This window comes from Rhodococcus sp. 1168, assembly GCF_002091955.1.
In the GTDB taxonomy this organism is placed as follows: Bacteria; Actinomycetota; Actinomycetes; order Mycobacteriales; family Mycobacteriaceae; genus Rhodococcoides.
In genome coordinates this window covers 1-17,583 of the sequence record NZ_MKKY01000063.1, presented here as the reverse complement: position 1 = coordinate 17,583, position 17,583 = coordinate 1, and the positions used below count along the sequence as shown (strand labels likewise).

At 62.2% G+C, this 17,583-nt stretch carries 12 protein-coding genes and 1 tRNA gene; 11 read left to right on the top strand and 2 right to left on the bottom strand.

The features are described from left to right. The first annotated feature begins 48 nt into the window (after nucleotides 1-48). The 3 genes from BJI47_RS12165 (at nucleotide 49) to BJI47_RS12155 (ending at nucleotide 3,897) form a co-directional block, all read left to right on the top strand. Nucleotides 49-1,191, top strand: a complete 1,143-nt coding sequence (locus BJI47_RS12165; RefSeq protein ID WP_088943979.1) for an ABC transporter ATP-binding protein — start codon at nucleotides 49-51, stop codon at nucleotides 1,189-1,191. After that, a complete protein-coding gene (locus BJI47_RS12160; RefSeq protein ID WP_088943978.1) occupies nucleotides 1,191-2,177 on the top strand; it encodes an ABC transporter ATP-binding protein in 987 nt (328 codons plus the stop codon). Before BJI47_RS12165 ends, BJI47_RS12160 begins: the two co-directional genes overlap by 1 nt. A 97-nt stretch (nucleotides 2,178-2,274) precedes the next feature. Beyond that, the gene (locus tag BJI47_RS12155; RefSeq protein WP_254900561.1) at nucleotides 2,275-3,897 is read left to right on the top strand and encodes an ABC transporter substrate-binding protein; all 1,623 of its coding nucleotides are present in this window, start codon (nucleotides 2,275-2,277) and stop codon (nucleotides 3,895-3,897) included. Between the two features lie 522 nt (nucleotides 3,898-4,419). On the opposite strand, the gene BJI47_RS12150 is transcribed toward BJI47_RS12155, so the two are convergent. Together BJI47_RS12150 and BJI47_RS12145 are read right to left on the bottom strand one after the other, a co-directional pair. Beyond that, nucleotides 4,420-6,021, bottom strand: a complete 1,602-nt coding sequence (locus BJI47_RS12150; protein ID WP_254900560.1) for an ABC transporter substrate-binding protein — start codon at nucleotides 6,019-6,021, stop codon at nucleotides 4,420-4,422. A gap of 297 nt (nucleotides 6,022-6,318) precedes the next feature. Next, entirely contained in the window at nucleotides 6,319-8,676 is a 2,358-nt protein-coding gene (locus BJI47_RS12145) for a DEAD/DEAH box helicase (protein WP_254900559.1), read from the bottom strand. A 429-nt stretch (nucleotides 8,677-9,105) separates the two neighbouring features. Between BJI47_RS12145 and BJI47_RS12140 the strand changes: the two genes are divergently transcribed. The 8 genes from BJI47_RS12140 (at nucleotide 9,106) to BJI47_RS12100 (ending at nucleotide 17,509) form a co-directional block, all read left to right on the top strand. Beyond that, nucleotides 9,106-9,309 carry a cold-shock protein gene (locus tag BJI47_RS12140; RefSeq protein ID WP_084345600.1) on the top strand — a complete coding sequence of 68 codons (204 nt, stop codon included), beginning with the start codon at nucleotides 9,106-9,108 and terminating at the stop codon, nucleotides 9,307-9,309. Nucleotides 9,310-9,486: 177 nt separating this feature from the next. Continuing rightward, complete coding sequence (locus BJI47_RS12135) at nucleotides 9,487-10,074, top strand: hypothetical protein (RefSeq protein WP_088943975.1); 588 nt, start codon at nucleotides 9,487-9,489, stop codon at nucleotides 10,072-10,074. 144 nt (nucleotides 10,075-10,218) lie between these two features. Beyond that, the gene (gene topA, locus BJI47_RS12130) at nucleotides 10,219-13,230 is read left to right on the top strand and encodes a type I DNA topoisomerase (protein WP_088943974.1); all 3,012 of its coding nucleotides are present in this window, start codon (nucleotides 10,219-10,221) and stop codon (nucleotides 13,228-13,230) included. A gap of 169 nt (nucleotides 13,231-13,399) precedes the next feature. Continuing rightward, on the top strand, nucleotides 13,400-13,915 hold the full coding sequence (locus tag BJI47_RS12125) for a DUF3558 domain-containing protein (protein ID WP_125458725.1): 516 nt from the start codon (nucleotides 13,400-13,402) through the stop codon (nucleotides 13,913-13,915). Between the two features lie 73 nt (nucleotides 13,916-13,988). Then, a complete protein-coding gene (locus tag BJI47_RS12120) occupies nucleotides 13,989-15,176 on the top strand; it encodes a DNA polymerase III subunit delta' (protein ID WP_088943972.1) in 1,188 nt (395 codons plus the stop codon). A gap of 145 nt (nucleotides 15,177-15,321) precedes the next feature. Next, nucleotides 15,322-15,397, top strand: a tRNA-Thr gene (locus BJI47_RS12115). A gap of 511 nt (nucleotides 15,398-15,908) precedes the next feature. Continuing rightward, on the top strand, nucleotides 15,909-16,157 hold the full coding sequence (locus tag BJI47_RS23920) for a hypothetical protein (protein ID WP_139804864.1): 249 nt from the start codon (nucleotides 15,909-15,911) through the stop codon (nucleotides 16,155-16,157). Between the two features lie 95 nt (nucleotides 16,158-16,252). Next, nucleotides 16,253-17,509, top strand: coding sequence for an IS256 family transposase (locus tag BJI47_RS12100; RefSeq protein ID WP_088943966.1), 1,257 nt, complete (start codon nucleotides 16,253-16,255; stop codon nucleotides 17,507-17,509). Nucleotides 17,510-17,583 lie beyond the last annotated feature (74 nt).

The window sequence follows — 17,583 nt, the reverse complement described above, 5'->3', positions numbered from 1 at the left end:
CCGTATCGCCTCAGTCCTGGCCCTACATGGCAAAGCGGGAGTTCACCGATGAATAAGCACGAAAAGCCTGGCACGGGTGTTACGACGGCAGCCGCCGGAACGCCAGACCATGCGGCGGCGGGACCGCTGCTGACAGTGGAGAATGTGTCCACGCACTTTCGCACCAAGCGGGGCCAATTGCGCGCCGTCGACCGTGTGAGCTTGACCCTCGCCGCGGGCGAAACCCTGGGCCTGGTCGGCGAGTCCGGTTCCGGAAAATCGGTGCTCGGGCAGACCATCATGGGCCTGGTCTCCAACGGTGGCACGACCACCGTCGCCGGCGAGATTCGGTTCCAGGGCCGCGATATGCAGGCGCTTACCCGCAAGGAACAGCAGGGTCTGTGGGGCAAGGACATCGCGATGGTGTTCCAGGACCCGATGACGGCGCTCAACCCGTTCAAGCACATCGGCACGCACCTTACCGAGTCGATCCGAGCCCATCTGGGCCTGGACAAGAAGCAGGCCCGGGAGCGTGCGATCGAGTTGCTGCGTAAGGTGCGAATCCCCGAGCCGACCCGCCGGGTGGACCAATACCCACATGAGCTTTCGGGAGGTATGCGCCAGCGTGTAGTCATTGCGATGGCGCTGGCGTGCGACCCCATTTTGACCATCGCGGACGAGCCGACGACGGCGCTCGATGTGACGGTGCAAAAGCAAATCCTCGAGTTGCTCGACTCGCTCCGCAAGGAAACGGGGATGGCCGGGATCTTGATCAGCCACGACCTGGGCGTCGTCGCCGGCCAGACGGACCGCGTCGCCGTAATGTACGCGGGCCGAATAGTGGAGACCGCGCCAACACGGCAGTTGTTCGCGCAGCCGCGTCATCCGTACACCGAGGCGCTGCTGTCGGCGATCCCGCGAATCGAAGATGCGCCGCACACGGTCCTCGAGGCCATCGAAGGCGGGTTGCCGGATATGACGAAGCCGGCTGAGGGTTGTTCATTCGCGACTCGGTGCCGGTACGCACAGGAGAAGTGTCTTACGCTGCCGCCCGAATTGGTCGCCACTGCAGACTCTGCCGCGGCGGTGCATCCGCACGAGGCCGCATGTCACTTCCCCGTCGGCACAGCCGAGGGTGCCGCGGCGTTGGCCGCCAACGAGAAGGCCGGGCGCACCGCGGCCGGACGCAAGCTGGACTTGGAGACTGTGTAATGGCTGGCAGCGGTACCGCACACATGCGCGAAGACGAGAAGCGGGTCTTGACCGTCGAGAACCTGTTGGTGGAATTCCCCGCAGGCAAACAGACCGTGCACGCGGTCTCCGGCATCAGCTTCGACCTCGTCCCAGGGGAGACACTGGGCATCGTCGGGGAGTCGGGTTGCGGGAAATCCACCGCCGGGCGCGCGGTCCTACAGTTGCCCAAGCCCACGTCCGGCACCGTGACGCTCGATGACATGGTCCTCGGTGACATGTCCGCGTCGAGTCTGCGGATCACCCGCAACCAGATGCAGATGATCATGCAGGACCCGATCTCATCGCTGAACCCGCGCCGCAAGGTCAAGCATCTTGTCACCGAGGGACCTCGCATCTGGGGGACCAAGAACAAGGCCAAGCTCGAAGCCATGACCCGTGAGCTGCTCAGTGCAGTGGGCCTGGATCCGGATGCAGTGATGGAGAAGACGGCGGGCGAACTGTCGGGCGGCCAATGCCAGCGTGTGTGTATCGCACGCGCTTTGATGCTCCGGCCGAAGCTGCTCATCTGTGACGAGCCGGTCTCGAGCCTCGACGTGTCGGTGCAGGCGCAGATCTTGAACCTTCTGGAGAAAACCAAGAAGGAATTCGAGTTCTCGATGATCTTCATCGCCCACAACATGGCCGTGGTGAAGAACATCAGCGACCGGATCATGGTGATGTACCTCGGTAAGGTCTGCGAGGTCGCGCCGACCGACGATGTTCAGAACACCGGGATGCATCCGTACACCCGACTGCTGCTCGACTCGATTCCGGATCCGAACCGATCGCGGGATGGGGAGGACGAGATCGAGATCATCGAGGGCGACCTGCCCTCCCCTCTGAACCCACCGTCGGGTTGCCGTTTTCGGACCCGTTGTCCACTCGCGACCGAGCAGTGCGCAGCCGAAGAGCCACTGTTACGGGAGGTCGGCAAGGACCACTTCGTGGCCTGCCACAACGTGTAGTCCCAGCTTTTACCTGCCCCCTCGCGGCGAACTGTCCCAGAGGGTCGTTGTCTGACGTTCTCATCCGTCGAACTGCACGCACATACAAGGAACCCACATGATTTCCATGTTTTATGGACAGCGGACGATCGGTCGCTCCAGTCGTATCGCCGTCGCGCTGGTCGGAGCAGGCGTTGTACTCGCAGCGTGCTCGGGCGGGGCCAACGGTGATGGCGCCGATTCCGGCAGCGGAACGTACGAGACCGGACTGGTGAACATCCAATCCGACGGTGGCGATCCGGTCACCGGCGGCACCCTCACCTACGGTGTACAACTTCTCACTCCGACGCTGGACCCTCTCCGAGCCACAGCCCGCGGCGGCCAGGGTGGCGAGGCGCTCGCTGCCGTATACGACGTGCTCATGAAATACGACATCGAGTCCGGGGAGTTCTCACCCCAGCTCGCCGAATCATTGGAAAGCACAGACGACACGACATGGACCCTGCGTCTACGTGAGGGAGTGCGCTTCAGCGACGGCACGCCGTTGGATGCCGCAGCGGTAGTCGCGAGCATCGAGCGCTACAACGCCGGCGGCGGTAATGGTGCAGATCTATGGAAACAGTCGGTGAAATCGACCGAGGCGCAAGATAGTTCGACCGTCATCTTCCGTCTCACAAATCCATGGCCCAGGTTTCCGTCGATGCTGGCCTTGGGCCACGGCATGATCGTCGCCCCAGGTGCACAGCAAGGTGAGAAGTTCACTCCGGTTGGGGCCGGTCCCTTCACCGAGGCAGGTTTTCTCCCCGGCGAGGAACGCACGTTCACCGCGAACCCCGACTACTACGGCGGGACACCGAATTTGGCCAGTCTACGCATGGTGGCGTTGAACGGCCCACAAGAGAACTTCGAGTCACTGGAAGCGGGCCAACTCGACGTTGCCTACATTCGCGGCCTGGGATCGGCAATCAACGCTGCGAAAGATGCCGGTTATCCCGGATTCGTCGATGTCCTCAATGCCGGCGGAGCCGAGCTGATCAACAACCGCGAAGGTCGTCCAGGCACAGACGTGCGGGTACGACAGGCGATCTCGCATGCCATTGACCCCGACCTCATCGACCAGCGCGCTGAAGAAGGCCAGGGCCTTCCCGGATCCGAGTTGTTCGGACAGACGTCGCAGTGGCATACCGATGTTGCCGGCCCTGTCTACGATCCGGCCAAGGCCACCGAGTTGCTGAACGAGGTAAAGGCAGACGGCTACGACGGGCGTCTGAAGTACACCGTTCTCAACGAGCCCAAGGATCAAGCGATCGGCCTGGCGGTGCAGTCGTTGCTGCAAGCCGTCGGTTTCACAGTGGACATCGTCTACGCCAACAACGCTGGGGATCTACTGAACAGCGTCTATGTCAAACATGAATTCGATCTGGCTCATGCCGGGATCGGTCTGTACGAGTCGATTCCAGACGCGGGTCTGCAGTCCGTCCTCTCCAGCACATCGATGAGGAACACAACCGGGTATGCGAATCCGGAGATGGACGGCTTGTTGAAGGAGCTCCAGGCGGCCCCCGACGATGATGCTGCGCGCGATGTGATCGCCCGAGTCCAGAGCCTCTGGAACGACACTGTGCCATCGGTACCCATCAGCGGGCTTGCCGCGTTTTGGGCGTGGCAGAAGGACGTGCACGAAGTCGTGCCCACTGCCACTGGCATCATGCTGTTCGACAAAGCGTGGGTCGAGTCCTGATCGCGCACAGGCAGTTCGGAAAATTCAGGGATAGGTAAGCGCGCCGGCGAGGTGTAGTTCCCGAGTAGGCGTGACGAAGGCGAGGGCCTCCGGTGCCGGTGTGCGTACAATGCACCCGATAACCGAGAGGCCCTCGCTTCCTTTTGTCCCTGATGCCTTGCTCGCCCCAAGAGCGTGGAATTCGCCTCGGACATTCGTGCACCATGCCGTCGACCAGTACCCCCGGCCGGTGTACGCGACGAGTCCTACCGACGGGCGCGCATCAGGTTATCTTGTCGCTCAGGACTATTCGATAAGATGACCAGTCCCTGACGTCGAGCAAAGAAGTACCAGCCGATGCCGGCCGCGGAGTCGTGGTGCAATCCTTCGACGCCGCCGGACACGGTGGAAAGGGTGGAAAGGGTGGAGACAGCAGACTGCCCGGTGCGACAACTGGCGTTGACGTACCGGGCAGGCGGCGTTCTGCGTGCAGTTCTCTAGGTCATGCCACCTCACTGTTCAGGTGACACGGTCGAGCGGTTACTACTCGACCCAGGCCTTGTCCAGAAGCACCATTGCGTCCAGGCTTGGTACTGCGCCGTGCACGTTGTCGGTCCATGCCAGGAAGTTGGCACCGGAGGCAAGGGCCAGGAACGGCACGTTCTCGTTGACCTCTACCTGTAGGTTGCTCAATGCTTCGAGCTTCGCCTCGTCATTGGTTGCGGTTTGGACACTGGTGACGATCTCGTCCATCTTCGGGTCGTTGACGCCGCCGATGTTGTTCGTCGACGTGGAGTTCAACGCGCCGTACAGGCGCTGGAACGGCGCGGTGTCCTGGATGCTGAGCGCGCCGGTGGCGATGTCGAAGTCTTTGTCGATGTACAGGCGCTTGACGATGTCGGTGACCGATGCCGCGTACTCGATGTTGACGTTGATACCGATCGGTGCCAACATCGCCTGGATTGTCAGTGCAGTGGCCTGGGCCGCCTGCGTCTGGGGGGTGAAGTAGGTCATATTGCCGCTGAAGCCGTCTGCCTTCGCAGCCTCGACGAGAGCCTTGGCCTCTTCCGTACTCATCTCCACGGGTGCAATGTCGTTGTGCCACTTGGACCAAGGCTGGAAGATCTCGGTACCGGGCATGCCCTTGCCGCCACGTGCGCGCTGATCGATTGCCTCGGGGTCGACGGCCAACTGCATCGCCTTACGTACCCGGACGTCCGCAGCTGGACGGCCTTCACGCTGGTTGATACTGACCACTGCGGAGAGACTGTTCGTCTCGTAGTAGCCCGGAAGGTTGGCCGATGCCTCGTCGACGACTGCGGCGTCGCGCAGGTATGCCATGTTGAGGCCGCCCGAGTTGAGGGCGTCGACCTTGGGCTGCTCGTCGCTGATCGTGACGAACTTCAGTGTGTCCAGGTGCGGCTTGCCGTTGAAGTAGTCCGGCCGGGCCTTCAGCACAACGTCTGCGCCGGGAGTCAGGCTCTCCAACGTGAAGGCACCTGCGCCGATTGGCTTGAACGAGCCGTCGGGCTGATCCGAGCTGGGCGCGACGACCATGCCGTGGCCGTAGACGAGCAGCGAGGGGAACTCGGACCATGGCTGGTTCATGGTGTAGACCACCGTGGAGTCGTTGGTGGCCTCCATGGACTTGACACCGGCGGTGAATGCTTGACTGCCGCCACCGCGCCGTTCGTTGAAGCGATTGGTACTGGCAATTACGGCCTTGGCGTCGAGTGGCGTGCCGTCGCTGAAGGTGACTCCGTCCCGCAACTCGAGGGTCCACGTCTTGTAATCGTCGCTCGAGGTAAGCGCCTTCGCGAGCTGAGGCTCGTAAGAATCGGAGGCGGAATCGTAACGTACGAGGAGGTCGTAAACCGCTGCCATTTCGGTGCCGCCGGTTGCGCCGGTGGGCTGGGTCTTGGTCGGATCGAGGCTGGCCACGGGTGAATACCCGGCAAAGCTCAACGTGCCGCCTTCCACAGGAGTGCCGCCTTCGGCCTGGTCACCGATGACGCCGACAGCGCCGGGGTCGGTCTGTGGGCCGGAACTGCTACCACCACCGCTCGCACAGCCCGCCAGCAATAGGCCGCTGGCTAAGACGGCGACGGCTACCGTGCCGCGCCGGCGTTGCCTTGAAAGTGTCACCTGAGAACCTCCTGGATTGTGTCGAGACGAACGGTCTCGGTGGGAACATGTTGCGCTCGCCATAGGCGAACCACCATATGACCTAAATCACGGCAATCAGTCCACAGTCTCTCTCACTGGGATTGCGCCATTCGAAAATCAGCCGGAGGTACGCCCGGGATGGCGGACATGAGCCGACGGGTCAGCTGTACAACCAGGAGAAAGATGCCCCTGGGCTCGATCATTCTTCCTGCGGATGTGTCCGCCTGAGCTATTCGCAATTGCCCAGTTATCTGCGGACCCGAGGTAGGAGCTACCTCAGCGCGGCCCGGCCCGGAGTGCGCCGAGGACCGTTTCCAACACCACGACGGCGCCAGGCTTGTCCAGCGGATCGTTACCGTTGCCGCATTTCGGCGACTGAATGCACGACGGACAGCCGGTCTGGCACTCGCATGATTCGATGGCATCCTTCGTCGCGGCCAGCCATTGCCGGAGTGCACTGTGTCCTCGGTCGGCGAATCCTGCGCCGCCGTCGTAACCGTCGTAGACGAAGATCGTGGGCAGTCCGGTGTCCGGGTGCAGGGCCGTCGACACGCCGCCGATGTCCCAGCGATCACAGGTTGCGATGAGCGGAAGCAGGCCGATGGCCGCGTGTTCGGCGGCGTGGAGTGATCCCGGGAATCGTTCCGCCGGTATCCCTCTGGCTTCGAGTAGCTCCGGTGTGATCGTGTACATCACCGCGCGGGTGTCGAGTGTCTGTTCGGGCATGTCGAGATCGATGGAGTCGAGGACCTCCCCGGAGTGCAGTCGGCGAAGGTAACCCACGACCTGATGGGTGACGTTCACCTGGACTAGCGCGGTGGTCACCTCGCCGAAATCCTGTTGGGAGTGCACGGCCGTGACCACGATGTCGGTTCTCTCGCGGGCAGAGGTACTCCAGTCGGGCTGCTCGGGGTGGACGAGTGCGATTCCGTCCTCGAGATCCAGCTCGTCGACGACGAACGATTCACCCTGATGAATGTGAACGGCGCCGGGATGCGCTGTGGCAGGGGCACGGCCACCATCGACGGTCCCGAGCATGCGACCCGAACCGCCGTCGACGATGGCGACCTGAACGCCGATGCCGCCGCGTATGTTCACGGCGGCATGCGGAGTCCGGTTCTGGCCCTCGGGTGTGATGAACCATCCGTGCGGGCGTTTGCGAACCAGCCCGTCGGCAGCCAGAGCGGTCAGCACCGACTCGGCCTGCAGCTCCACTGCCTCTTCGGCAGTTATCGGTAATTCGGCTGCAGCGCATAGTATTTGCGGGCGGAGAATGTACGGGTTGGTCGGATCGGTGACCGTCGCCTCGATGGGCTTGTCCAACAATGCTGCGGGATGGTGAACCAGGTACGTGTCCAGTGGATCGTCGCGGCCGACGAGGACGACGAGAGATCCCTCTCCTCGCCTTCCCGAGCGGCCGGCCTGCTGCCAGAACGAGGCGACGGTCCCTGGAAATCCTGCGACGATGACCGCGTCGAGACCGGCGATGTCGACGCCCAATTCGAGAGCGTTGGTCGTGGCGACACCGAGTAATGTGCCGTCGGAAAGATCCGACTCCAATTTCCGTCGATCGTCGGCGAGATATCCCGCACGGTATGCGGCAACCCGAGCGGGTAGATCTCGATCGACGTCGGCGAGCAGTCGCTGAGTGCCGAGGGCAGTGACCTCGGCGCCTCGTCTGGATCGGACGAATGTCAGTGTGCGAGCGCCTTCTATCATGAGGTCGGCCATGATGCGCGACGCTTCGGCGCCTGCCGACCGGCGAACCGGCGCCCCGTTCTCACCCGTGATTGTTTTCAGCAGCGGCGGTTCCCACAGTGCCACTGTGCGGGGGCCGTGCGGAGATCCGTCCTCGGTGACCTGTGCGCAGGGAGCGCCGACGAGGCGGGTAGCTGCTGCTCCCGGATCGGCCGTCGTGGCACTCGCCAGAATGAAGGTGGGTGTGGCGCCGTAACGCGCGCAGATGCGTCGAAGGCGCCGAAGGATCAGTGCCACATTGGAACCGAACACGCCACGGTAGTAGTGGCATTCGTCGACGACCACGAATTTCAAGTTCCGTAAGAATCTCGCCCACCGTTCGTGCGCGCCGAGAATCCCGATGTGCACCATGTCCGGATTCGTGAAAATCCAGCGTGCATTGGCGCGGGCCCACTGTCGGGTCTCGATGGGGGTGTCGCCGTCGTACGAGCACGGGAAGACCTCACCCAATTCTGGTGCTTCGGTGCGTAACTCGTCGGTGATGGAGATGGTACTGCGGAGTTGGTCCGCGCCCAGCGCCTTCGTCGGTGCCAGATACAGTGCCGTCGCGCGGGGTTCGTGGAGAAGCGTCGACAAGATCGGCATCTGGTATGCCAGCGACTTTCCCGACGCCGTACCGGTGGACAAGACTACGTGCTGACCACCGATGGCGAGCGTCGCGGCGTGAGCCTGATGACTCCACGGTCGGGTGATTCCTCGGGAGATCAGGGTGCGGCTTACTTCGGGCTTCAGCCACGACGGCCAGTCGACGAATTGCGATGCCCTCCCCGGCAACTCCGCGATGTGGGTCAACGGATCCTCCCCGGAGGGGGTGCCGGCGAGCACTCGGTCCAGGAGTGCGCGACCGTAGCTCTGCTGTGGAACCGGTTGGGTCACGTGTTCTCCGTACTTGAAATCGAACAGACTGCATACATCGACAAGGCCCACGACCTGCGGTTTCATGCTATCGGTCAGTCGGTCCGGGACCTGCAGTGGGACGGTATCGATGCTGGTGAAGACACTCGATGGTGTCGGAGGTCGGCACTGCGATCACCATGATGGACAAATTGTTCGGAAAGTGTTCAGTCTGACTGTTGCGATTGCTGGGAACATGGTTCACTTGCCTTGGTCGCAGCTTCTGTGTTCGTTTTCACGTTCGCAGAAACTAATGTTGCGAACGGTGTGCTTTTCAGAGCGTTTCCTGAAGGGATCTCTGTATTGCAGGGGTTCCTCGCGAGGGGGATCAGGAAGTACAACGGTCGGAACCGGCCCGGTGGACTGTATGCACTGTCCGCCGCATCCGGTGTTAGAAAGAGAAGGAACAGCATGGCACAGGGAACTGTGAAGTGGTTCAACGCCGAAAAGGGCTTTGGATTCATCGCACCAGAAGACGGGTCCGCTGACGTCTTCGTTCATTACTCCGAGATTCAGGGCAACGGATTCCGTACCCTCGAGGAGAACCAGCGCGTCGAGTTCGAGGTCGGCCAGGGCACCAAGGGTCCTCAGGCAACCGGAGTTCACGCGGTCTGATCGACAATCGCCCGCAATGCGGGTCCAGTCGACAATCATCATCCCCCTCTTATCGTTCGTGTTTTGTGCGAACATCAAGAGGGGGATGAGTTGTTTTCGGGGAAGACGCGTCATCCGGTCGGACGAAACGCGCACATGAGGCATCGGTTCGACCGACTATGTCCTACTGTCCACACTGTGAACCAGCTGTCCTTTTTCTCCGCCGAGTCGTTGCCCCCGTCGGTGACCGACTTGAGAGGACTGCTGGCGTCGACCGGACAGGTCGTCGTGTCGGCTGCGGGCGCGCGTATCTCTGTCGTCGTCGACAGTGAATGGCGCGCCGAGGCGATCGCAGATCTGATCGCCGAGTGTGGGTTGGTCTCGGAGTTGAGCCGGTCGGAAGAAAATCGTCCACTGGTTCGTACGGCATCGGTCGCGGACCTGGCACCGTTGGCCTCGCTGTGGACCAAAGGCGCGGTGAAGGCGATGCCACCCGGCTGGGTTCCCGGATCCCGTGAATTACGGGCCTGGGTGCTGGCCTCCGGAAAGCCGGAGGCGGAGGGCGAACGCTACGTCCTCGGCCTCGATCCGCACGCCCCGGAAACACATGCCCCGCTCGCGCAGGCATTGATGCGTGCCGGAATCGCGCCGACCCAGATAGGTACTCGCGGGCCGATGCCGGGTCTGAGAATTACCGGACGTAGGCGCATGATGAGGCTGGTCGAGAACGTGGGCCCCCCTCCGGAAAACATGGACGCTCGTGCCAGCTGGCCGCACGCCGACTAGGTCGGTCAGAAGCCGATCTGGGAGTATTTCGACGGCGTATGCCACTCTGTTACCAGGCGGACCGAAAGAAAATGTCGGATTCGACCGGTAAAAATGCACACGGAGTGCCTCGAGTCAATGCAATAGGAAAGGTTCGGCAACAAGGTGGCAACACGGAATAACGGCACGGGGGACGGGTCCACCGGCAGCTCTGTTGAGCCGCGCCGTCTTGTCATCGTCGAGTCCCCGACCAAGGCGAAGAAGATTGCCCCGTACCTCGGTAAGAACTACGTGGTCGAGGCGTCCGTCGGACACATCAGAGACCTCCCACGTGGAGCGGCCGACGTGCCTGCCAAATACAAGGGTGAACCGTGGGCCAGGCTCGGGGTGAATGTCGATCACGACTTCGAAGCCCTGTACGTGGTGTCGCCGGAGAAGCGAAGCAAGGTCGCCGAGCTCAAGAGTCTGCTCAAGGATGCCGACGAACTTTACCTGGCCACTGACCCTGACCGCGAGGGTGAAGCCATTGCTTGGCACCTCCTCGAGACCCTGAACCCGAAGATTCCAGTTCGACGCATGGTGTTCAACGAGATCACCAAACCAGCCATCCTGGCAGCGGCCGCCGACACCCGTGAACTCGACCAGGACCTGGTCGACGCGCAGGAAACCCGCCGAATCCTCGATCGCCTGTACGGCTACGAGGTCAGTCCGGTCCTGTGGAAGAAGGTCATGCCGAAGCTGTCGGCGGGCCGTGTCCAGTCCGTCGCGACTCGCATCATCGTGCAGCGTGAGCGCGACCGAATGGCGTTCCGCACGGCCGAGTACTGGGACATCTCGGCGACACTCGACGCCGGAGCCGACGCGGCACCGCGCAGCTTTGGTGCCCGTCTGGTCAACGTCGATGGCAATCGTGTCGCGTCGGGTCGAGACTTCGGAGCCGACGGCAAGCTCAAGACCGACGCCGTGACCGTTCTCGACGAACCACGTGCGCGCAGGCTCGCCGACGCACTTCAAGGTGTCGACCTGACCGTCGCGTCTGCCGAGGACAAGCCGTACACCCGCAAACCGTACCCACCGTTCATGACGTCGACGCTGCAGCAGGAAGCCGGCCGTAAACTGCGTTTCAGCTCGGAACGAACGATGCGCGTGGCGCAGCGGTTGTACGAAAACGGCTACATCACCTACATGCGTACCGACTCCACGAACCTGTCGGAGTCCGCGATTGCAGCCGCACGGGCCCAGGCAACCGATTTGTACGGCGCCGAATACGTCCATCCGTCGCCGAGGCAGTACACACGCAAGGTCAAGAACGCGCAGGAGGCACACGAGGCCATCAGGCCTGCGGGTGACGTATTCCAAACGCCCGGCCAGCTCCACTCGGCGCTGCAGACCGACGAGTTCCGTCTGTACGAGTTGATCTGGCAGCGCACGGTTGCATCGCAGATGGCAGACCTTCGCGGGACGACACTTACTTTGCGCATCACCGGAACAGCAGGCACCGGCGAAGACTGCACGTTCTCCGCGGCAGGTCGCACCATCACGTTCGCAGGCTTCTTGAAGGCCTATGTCGAGAGTGTCGACGACGAGGCCGGCGGCCAGTCCGACGACGCAGAATCCAGACTCCCTGCGTTGAAGGCCGGGCATGCGGTGACCGCTACCGCGCTCGATCCGGATGGGCATACGACCAACCCACCCGCTCGGTACACCGAGGCCTCGCTCATCAAGACCCTCGAAGAGTTGGGGATCGGTCGACCGTCGACGTACGCCTCGATCATCAAGACCATTCTCGACCGCGGGTACGTCTACAAACGTGGCAGCGCGTTGGTGCCGGCGTGGGTGGCGTTCTCGGTCGTCGCACTCCTCGAGACGCACTTCGGTCGACTCGTGGACTTCGACTTCACCGCCGGGATGGAAGACGATCTCGACGCCATCGCCGGTGGTCGCGAACGCCGCGGGGATTGGCTCAACAGCTTCTACTTCGGCGGCGACACCGGTGCCGAAGGTTCTGTCGCGCGTTCGGGCGGACTGAAGAAGATGGTCGGCACCAACCTCGAGGACATCGACGCACGCGAGATCAACTCGATCAGGCTGTTCGACGACAGCGAGGGACGCGAAGTCCACGTACGCGTCGGCCGCTACGGTCCATATCTCGAGCGGCTGGTTCGCAACGACGACGATCCCGACGGGGATCCGATTTCGCAACGCGCCAACCTGCCCGACGACCTTCCCCCTGACGAGCTGACGCTCGAGTTCGCGGAAAAATTGTTCGCGACACCGCAGGAGGGCCGCAAGCTCGGTGCCGACCCGCTCACCGGCAACGATATCGTCGCGAAAGAAGGCCGTTTCGGTCCTTATGTGACGGAGATACTGCCCGAGCCGCCAGCCGAACCGACACCTCCCGAGCCGGACATCGTTCCCATCCCGCAGGGTGAAGACGGTGGCGGTGGCACCAAAACTGCAGTCAAGAAGGCCGCTGCGAAAAAGGCGCCCGCCAAGAAGGCCGCGAAGAAGGCCACCGGCCCGAAGCCGCGCACCGGCTCACTACTCAAGTCGATGGACCTCGCGACCATCACGCTCGACGACGCGCTCAAGTTGCTGTCGCTGCCGCGAGTGGTCGGCGTGGACCCCGAGTCGAAAGAGGAGATCACCGCTCAGAACGGCCGCTACGGCCCATATCTGAAGAAGGGCACCGACTCTCGTTCGCTCACCGACGAGGAACAACTGTTCACCGTCACGTTGGAAGATGCGCTCGAGATCTACGCCGAACCGAAGCGTCGCGGACGTCAGGGTGAAGCGAAGCCGCCGCTCCGTGAGCTCGGGATCGACCCGGTCAGCGAAGCGCCGATGGTCATCAAGGACGGCCGATTCGGACCGTACGTGACCGACGGGGAAACCAACGCCAGCCTGCGCAAGGACGACGACGTCGCCGACATCACCGACGATCGTGCGTCGGAGTTGCTGGCGGACAGGCGTGCTCGTGGCCCGGTGAAGAAGAAGGCCACCAAGAAGGCGACGACCAAGAAGGCCACCGCCACCAAGACCGCAACGAAGACTGCGGCCAAGAAAGCACCGGCAAAGAAGGCTGCAGCCAAGAAGGCGCCTGCGAAGAAGGCTGCGGCGAAGAAGGTTGCCGCAAAGAAGACCGTGGCGAAGAAGACACCGCCGGCTGAGGGTTAGCCGCTCGCCCCTTTTTTGCTTGAATTGGTCCATTCATGTTCTCTGCCAACGTGAATGGACCATTCAAGCTATCAGTCATCTTGAATGGACCATTCAAGCGGATGGGTGTTGACTGAACGCGACTGGGTAACGCTGGAACCAGTGGGGCGTCCGCTACGTCCAAGTGGTTGTGAGGAAGAAACTAGCCGTAGCTGCATGCTGCCTGCTCGTGTTGTCGGGGTGCGCTCGACCGGTCGAGGGTAAAGCTGTCGTCGAGGACCCGTGGCATGGTCAAGGCCAAGCGAGTTCGGCGACGCCACCGATGACCGAGGCGGTAACTTCTGCGGAGTTCGACCCATGCGAGTTCGACGAAATCACGCTGACGGTAGCGGTAGGTGTGGATCCGGAGACGGTCACGCCGATGTCGGACGGCTGCGTCTGGACGGGTGAGAATGTTGCGTTCACTGCCACGATCACTGCAGGACTCCCGCTGGATTCGATCGAGACGACATCCGGCATCACCGATTTGTCTTCCATCGACGTAGGCGCGCGAACAGTTCAGATCTTCGTGTTCAAGGGTGACTCCTGTGTGGCCTTGGTCGATATCGACGGCCGAGCACTTCAATTGACGATGATGGAGAAGGACTTCAGCTCGTTCTGCATCAGATTGAGGGTGGCGACGAGAATGCTTCTGGAGGACATCTAGGTCGGGTGGCCCGTCCTTCCGGCAGTACCGCGACCGTCTACGGCGTCGTAGTCGACGACTAGGATCACCACCCATGGCAGGAGTATTCGATCGGCTGATCGGCCAAGAGGACGTCGAGTTGCAGCTGACCACTGCAGCCGTCGGTGCACGCAGTGGCGATACCGGGTCCGCCATGACTCACGCCTGGCTTTTCACCGGGCCTCCCGGCTCAGGACGTTCGGTGGCCGCACTGTGTTTCGCCGCCGCCCTCCAATGCACGTCGGAAGGCTCACCGGGCTGCGGCGAGTGCCATGCCTGTTCGACGACGATGGCAGGAACCCACGGCGATGTTCGACGTATCATCCCGCAAGGGTTGAGCATCAGCGTCAAGGAAATGCGTGACATCGTCTCGATAGCGTCCAGACGTCCGAGCACCGGCCGGTGGCAGATCGTCGTGATCGAGGACGCGGACCGTCTCAGCGAGGCCGCCGCCAATGCGCTGCTCAAGGTCGTCGAGGAACCACCGACGCGGACCGTCATGCTGCTGTGTGCGCCGTCGACCGATCCGGAGGACATGTCGGTGACACTGCGGTCGCGCTGCAGGCATATCCCCTTGGTGACGCCTACGGCGTCGGCGATCGCCGGGGTGCTGCAGACCCGAGACAAGCTGGACCAGAAGACAGCGGAGTGGGCCGCATCGATCAGTGGCGGTCATGTCGGGCGCGCTCGACGCCTCGCCAAAGACGAGGACGCCCGCGCTCGACGGACGCGTGCGCTTGGGCTCGCATCGGCCGCCGCTCGCCCCACACAGGCGTATCTCGCAGCTGAGGAGATGGTGAAGGCCGCCGAAACGGAAGCAGCGGAGATCAGCGCTGCGCTCGACGGCGTCGAGATGGAGGAACTTCGAACCGCATTGGGCGCGGGCGGTACCGGCAAGGGCGCAGCGGGCGCGCTACGTGGGTCTGCAGGGGTCATCAAAGAACTCGAAGCGCGGCAGAAGTCGCGTCGCACCCGTAACGTGCGCGACTCCTACGACCGGGCACTGATCGACCTCGCCGGCCTGTATCGCGATGCGTTGGCCCGCTCGTACGGGTCGACTGCCGTGCTCAATCACCCCGACATGGCCGAACAGATCGAACGGATGGCCAAAGGTGCCTCACCGGAGGCGCTGCTGAAGAGCATCGAGGCCATTCTGCGCTGCCGCGAGTCTCTGGCCCTCAACGCCAAACCGAAGTTCGCGGTGTACGCCATGGTGGCGTCATTGGGTTCGGCGCTGCGCTGACCCCATCGCTTGGGTGGTTCATCGAGGCCGGCCCCATCGCTTCAATGGTTCATTCAGGCTGCCAGATAGCTTGAAGTGGGCATTCAAGCAGCCGATTTTCATTTGAGCGGGATGCTCCGTTAGACTCACGAACGCCGAAAGGCACGCCGCCTTAGCTCAGTCGGTAGAGCATTTCACTCGTAATGAAAAGGTCAAGAGTTCGATTCTCTTAGGCGGCTCCACCAGCAGGTCCCTGACATGCACCAGCGTGTCGGGGACCTTTTTCGTGGGTCGGGCAGACACGCTGTGTGATCACGTTGTGTCAACGTTCGATCCGGTGCACCGTAGGCAGACATCGCTCGCGTGTTCGAAGTTGTCGATGGGTTTCGTCCACCCACACGCCTCGCACCGTCTCTTCATAGGCTTCTTCTCGGGCTTGAACGAACGTCGGTATCTGCACCTCTTGTACCCGGCTGAAGTCTTCGGATGCGTGCAATTGTTGTGATTTCCCTGGGCGCGTTTGCCGTACCAGCAGCGTCTTGAGGTCATGAACCGTCTCGCGAGCCAGGTGTTCAAGGAAGACGCGCAATAGACGACGCACTGCAACTGTCATTAAACGATCGACTGGACCTGGCGGTTGGTGTCAGTCGAATGAATGATCTGATCGCACATCAGATGTGGGAGTCCGCAATGCAGGTGGGGTGTGGTGTGTTCAGTCGATGATAAGAACGCTGGCGTCGTATGCTGCGTCACGTGGTGAACACCCGTGATCCGAACAAAGTGATAGACACGTTCCAAGCAGAAATCGCTCGATCATTGCAGGATTGGCGTGATCTGCAGGTGAAGGTCAACGAACGAGGTCCTCTGGCGCAGCGGGTTTCTATGGACGCGTTCACTCGAGTTGCAGTGGCGTTCGAGGGTTTTCGCTCTGATTGGCACCTGGCGGCTATCACGAAGAGGGTAAGTCCCATGACGTGGTGGACATTCGGTGAGGCGGCGTAGCCGCTGCTCGGGCGTGTCGTACCCGTGTTGTGGGTGGGCCATCGCGTAGTGATGAACGAGTTACCGCCAAAGTGACTCGACCAAAGGACCACGCGATGACCCACGACCATTCTGCCCTGATCACCCAGCTCGACGCACTCAAGGGCGCCGACCCGGCGAGTGTGTTCGCCGAATTGATCCGCGCCGGCTTACAGACCCTGATCGACGCCGAGGCCACCGAGGTCCTCGGTGCCGGCCGCTACGAACGGACCACCGAGCGAACGAACTACCGCAACGGCACCAGGCCGAAGACAGTAGCGACGACCAGCGGCGACATCGAAGTCCAGATCCCGAAGCTGCGCACCGGGTCGTTCTTCCCCAGCCTGCTCGAACGCCGCCGTCGCATCGATCAGGCCCTGTACGCGGTGATCATGGAGGCCTACGTCCATGGCGTCTCGACCCGCAACGTCGACGACCTCGTGACCGCATTGGGGGTCGACTCGGGGGTCTCGAAGTCGACCGTCTCGCGGATCTGCCAGGGCCTCGACGTCGAGATCGCCCGCTTCCGCGAGCGTTCGTTGACGCACACCAGCTTTCCCTACATCTTCCTCGACGCCACGTACTGCAAGGTCCGGATCGGTGCGCACGTCGTCTCGCATGCTCTCGTCGTCGCCACCGGGGTGTCCATCGACGGGACCCGCGAAGTATTGGGCACCGCAGTAGGAGACAGTGAGTCGTTCGACTTCTGGCGCGAGTTCCTCATCGGACTCAAAGCCCGCGGTTTGTCGGGGGTGCATCTAGTGATCTCCGATGCGCATGCGGGGTTGAAAGCGGCGGTGGCGCAGCAGTTCACGGGTGCGTCGTGGCAGCGGTGCCGGGTGCATTTCATGCGGAACGTCGGCTCGGCGGTGTCGTCGAAGCAGGTGCCGCCGGTGATGGCTGCGATCAAGACGATCTTCGCACACACCGAGCCCGATGCCGTTGCGCAGCAATGGGATCAGGTCGCCGACACTCTCGCTGGCTCGTTTCCGAAAGTCGCTGCGATGATGCGTGATGCGAAGGAGGACGTGCTCGCGTTCCGGTCGTTCCCGAAGGCACATTGGCAGAAGATCTGGTCGAACAATCCGATCGAACGACTGAACAAGGAGATCAAACGCCGCGCCGATGTCGTGGAGATCTTCCCGAACCCGGCAGCGTTCCTACGCCTGGCGACGGCGGTGGTGATCGAGGCGCACGACGAGTGGCAGGTCACCCGCCGCTACGTCTCCGACGTCTCCATGGACGAACTGAGGGTCGTCATCGCACGAAAGGAACGCGCTACAGCCGCCGACACGGACACCGAGTCGTTGACACCCAAACTCGAATCCGCATAACATACAACACAACTCGTTGATCACGAACCAGATGGTTCACCGATCCGAACTACACCACGCCATGGGGCACTATC

Bases quoted from the DNA above. Each gene is read 5' to 3' on its own strand.
- BJI47_RS12120 (WP_088943972.1), top strand. From the start codon at position 13,989: ATGGCAGGAGTATTCGATCGGCTGATCGGCCAAGAGGACGTCGAGTTG.
- BJI47_RS12160 (WP_088943978.1), top strand. From the start codon at position 1,191: ATGGCTGGCAGCGGTACCGCACACATGCGCGAAGACGAGAAGCGGGTC.
- BJI47_RS12165 (WP_088943979.1), top strand. From the start codon at position 49: ATGAATAAGCACGAAAAGCCTGGCACGGGTGTTACGACGGCAGCCGCC.
- BJI47_RS12100 (WP_088943966.1), top strand. From the start codon at position 16,253: ATGACCCACGACCATTCTGCCCTGATCACCCAGCTCGACGCACTCAAG.
- BJI47_RS12155 (WP_254900561.1), top strand. From the start codon at position 2,275: ATGATTTCCATGTTTTATGGACAGCGGACGATCGGTCGCTCCAGTCGT.
- BJI47_RS12140 (WP_084345600.1), top strand. From the start codon at position 9,106: ATGGCACAGGGAACTGTGAAGTGGTTCAACGCCGAAAAGGGCTTTGGA.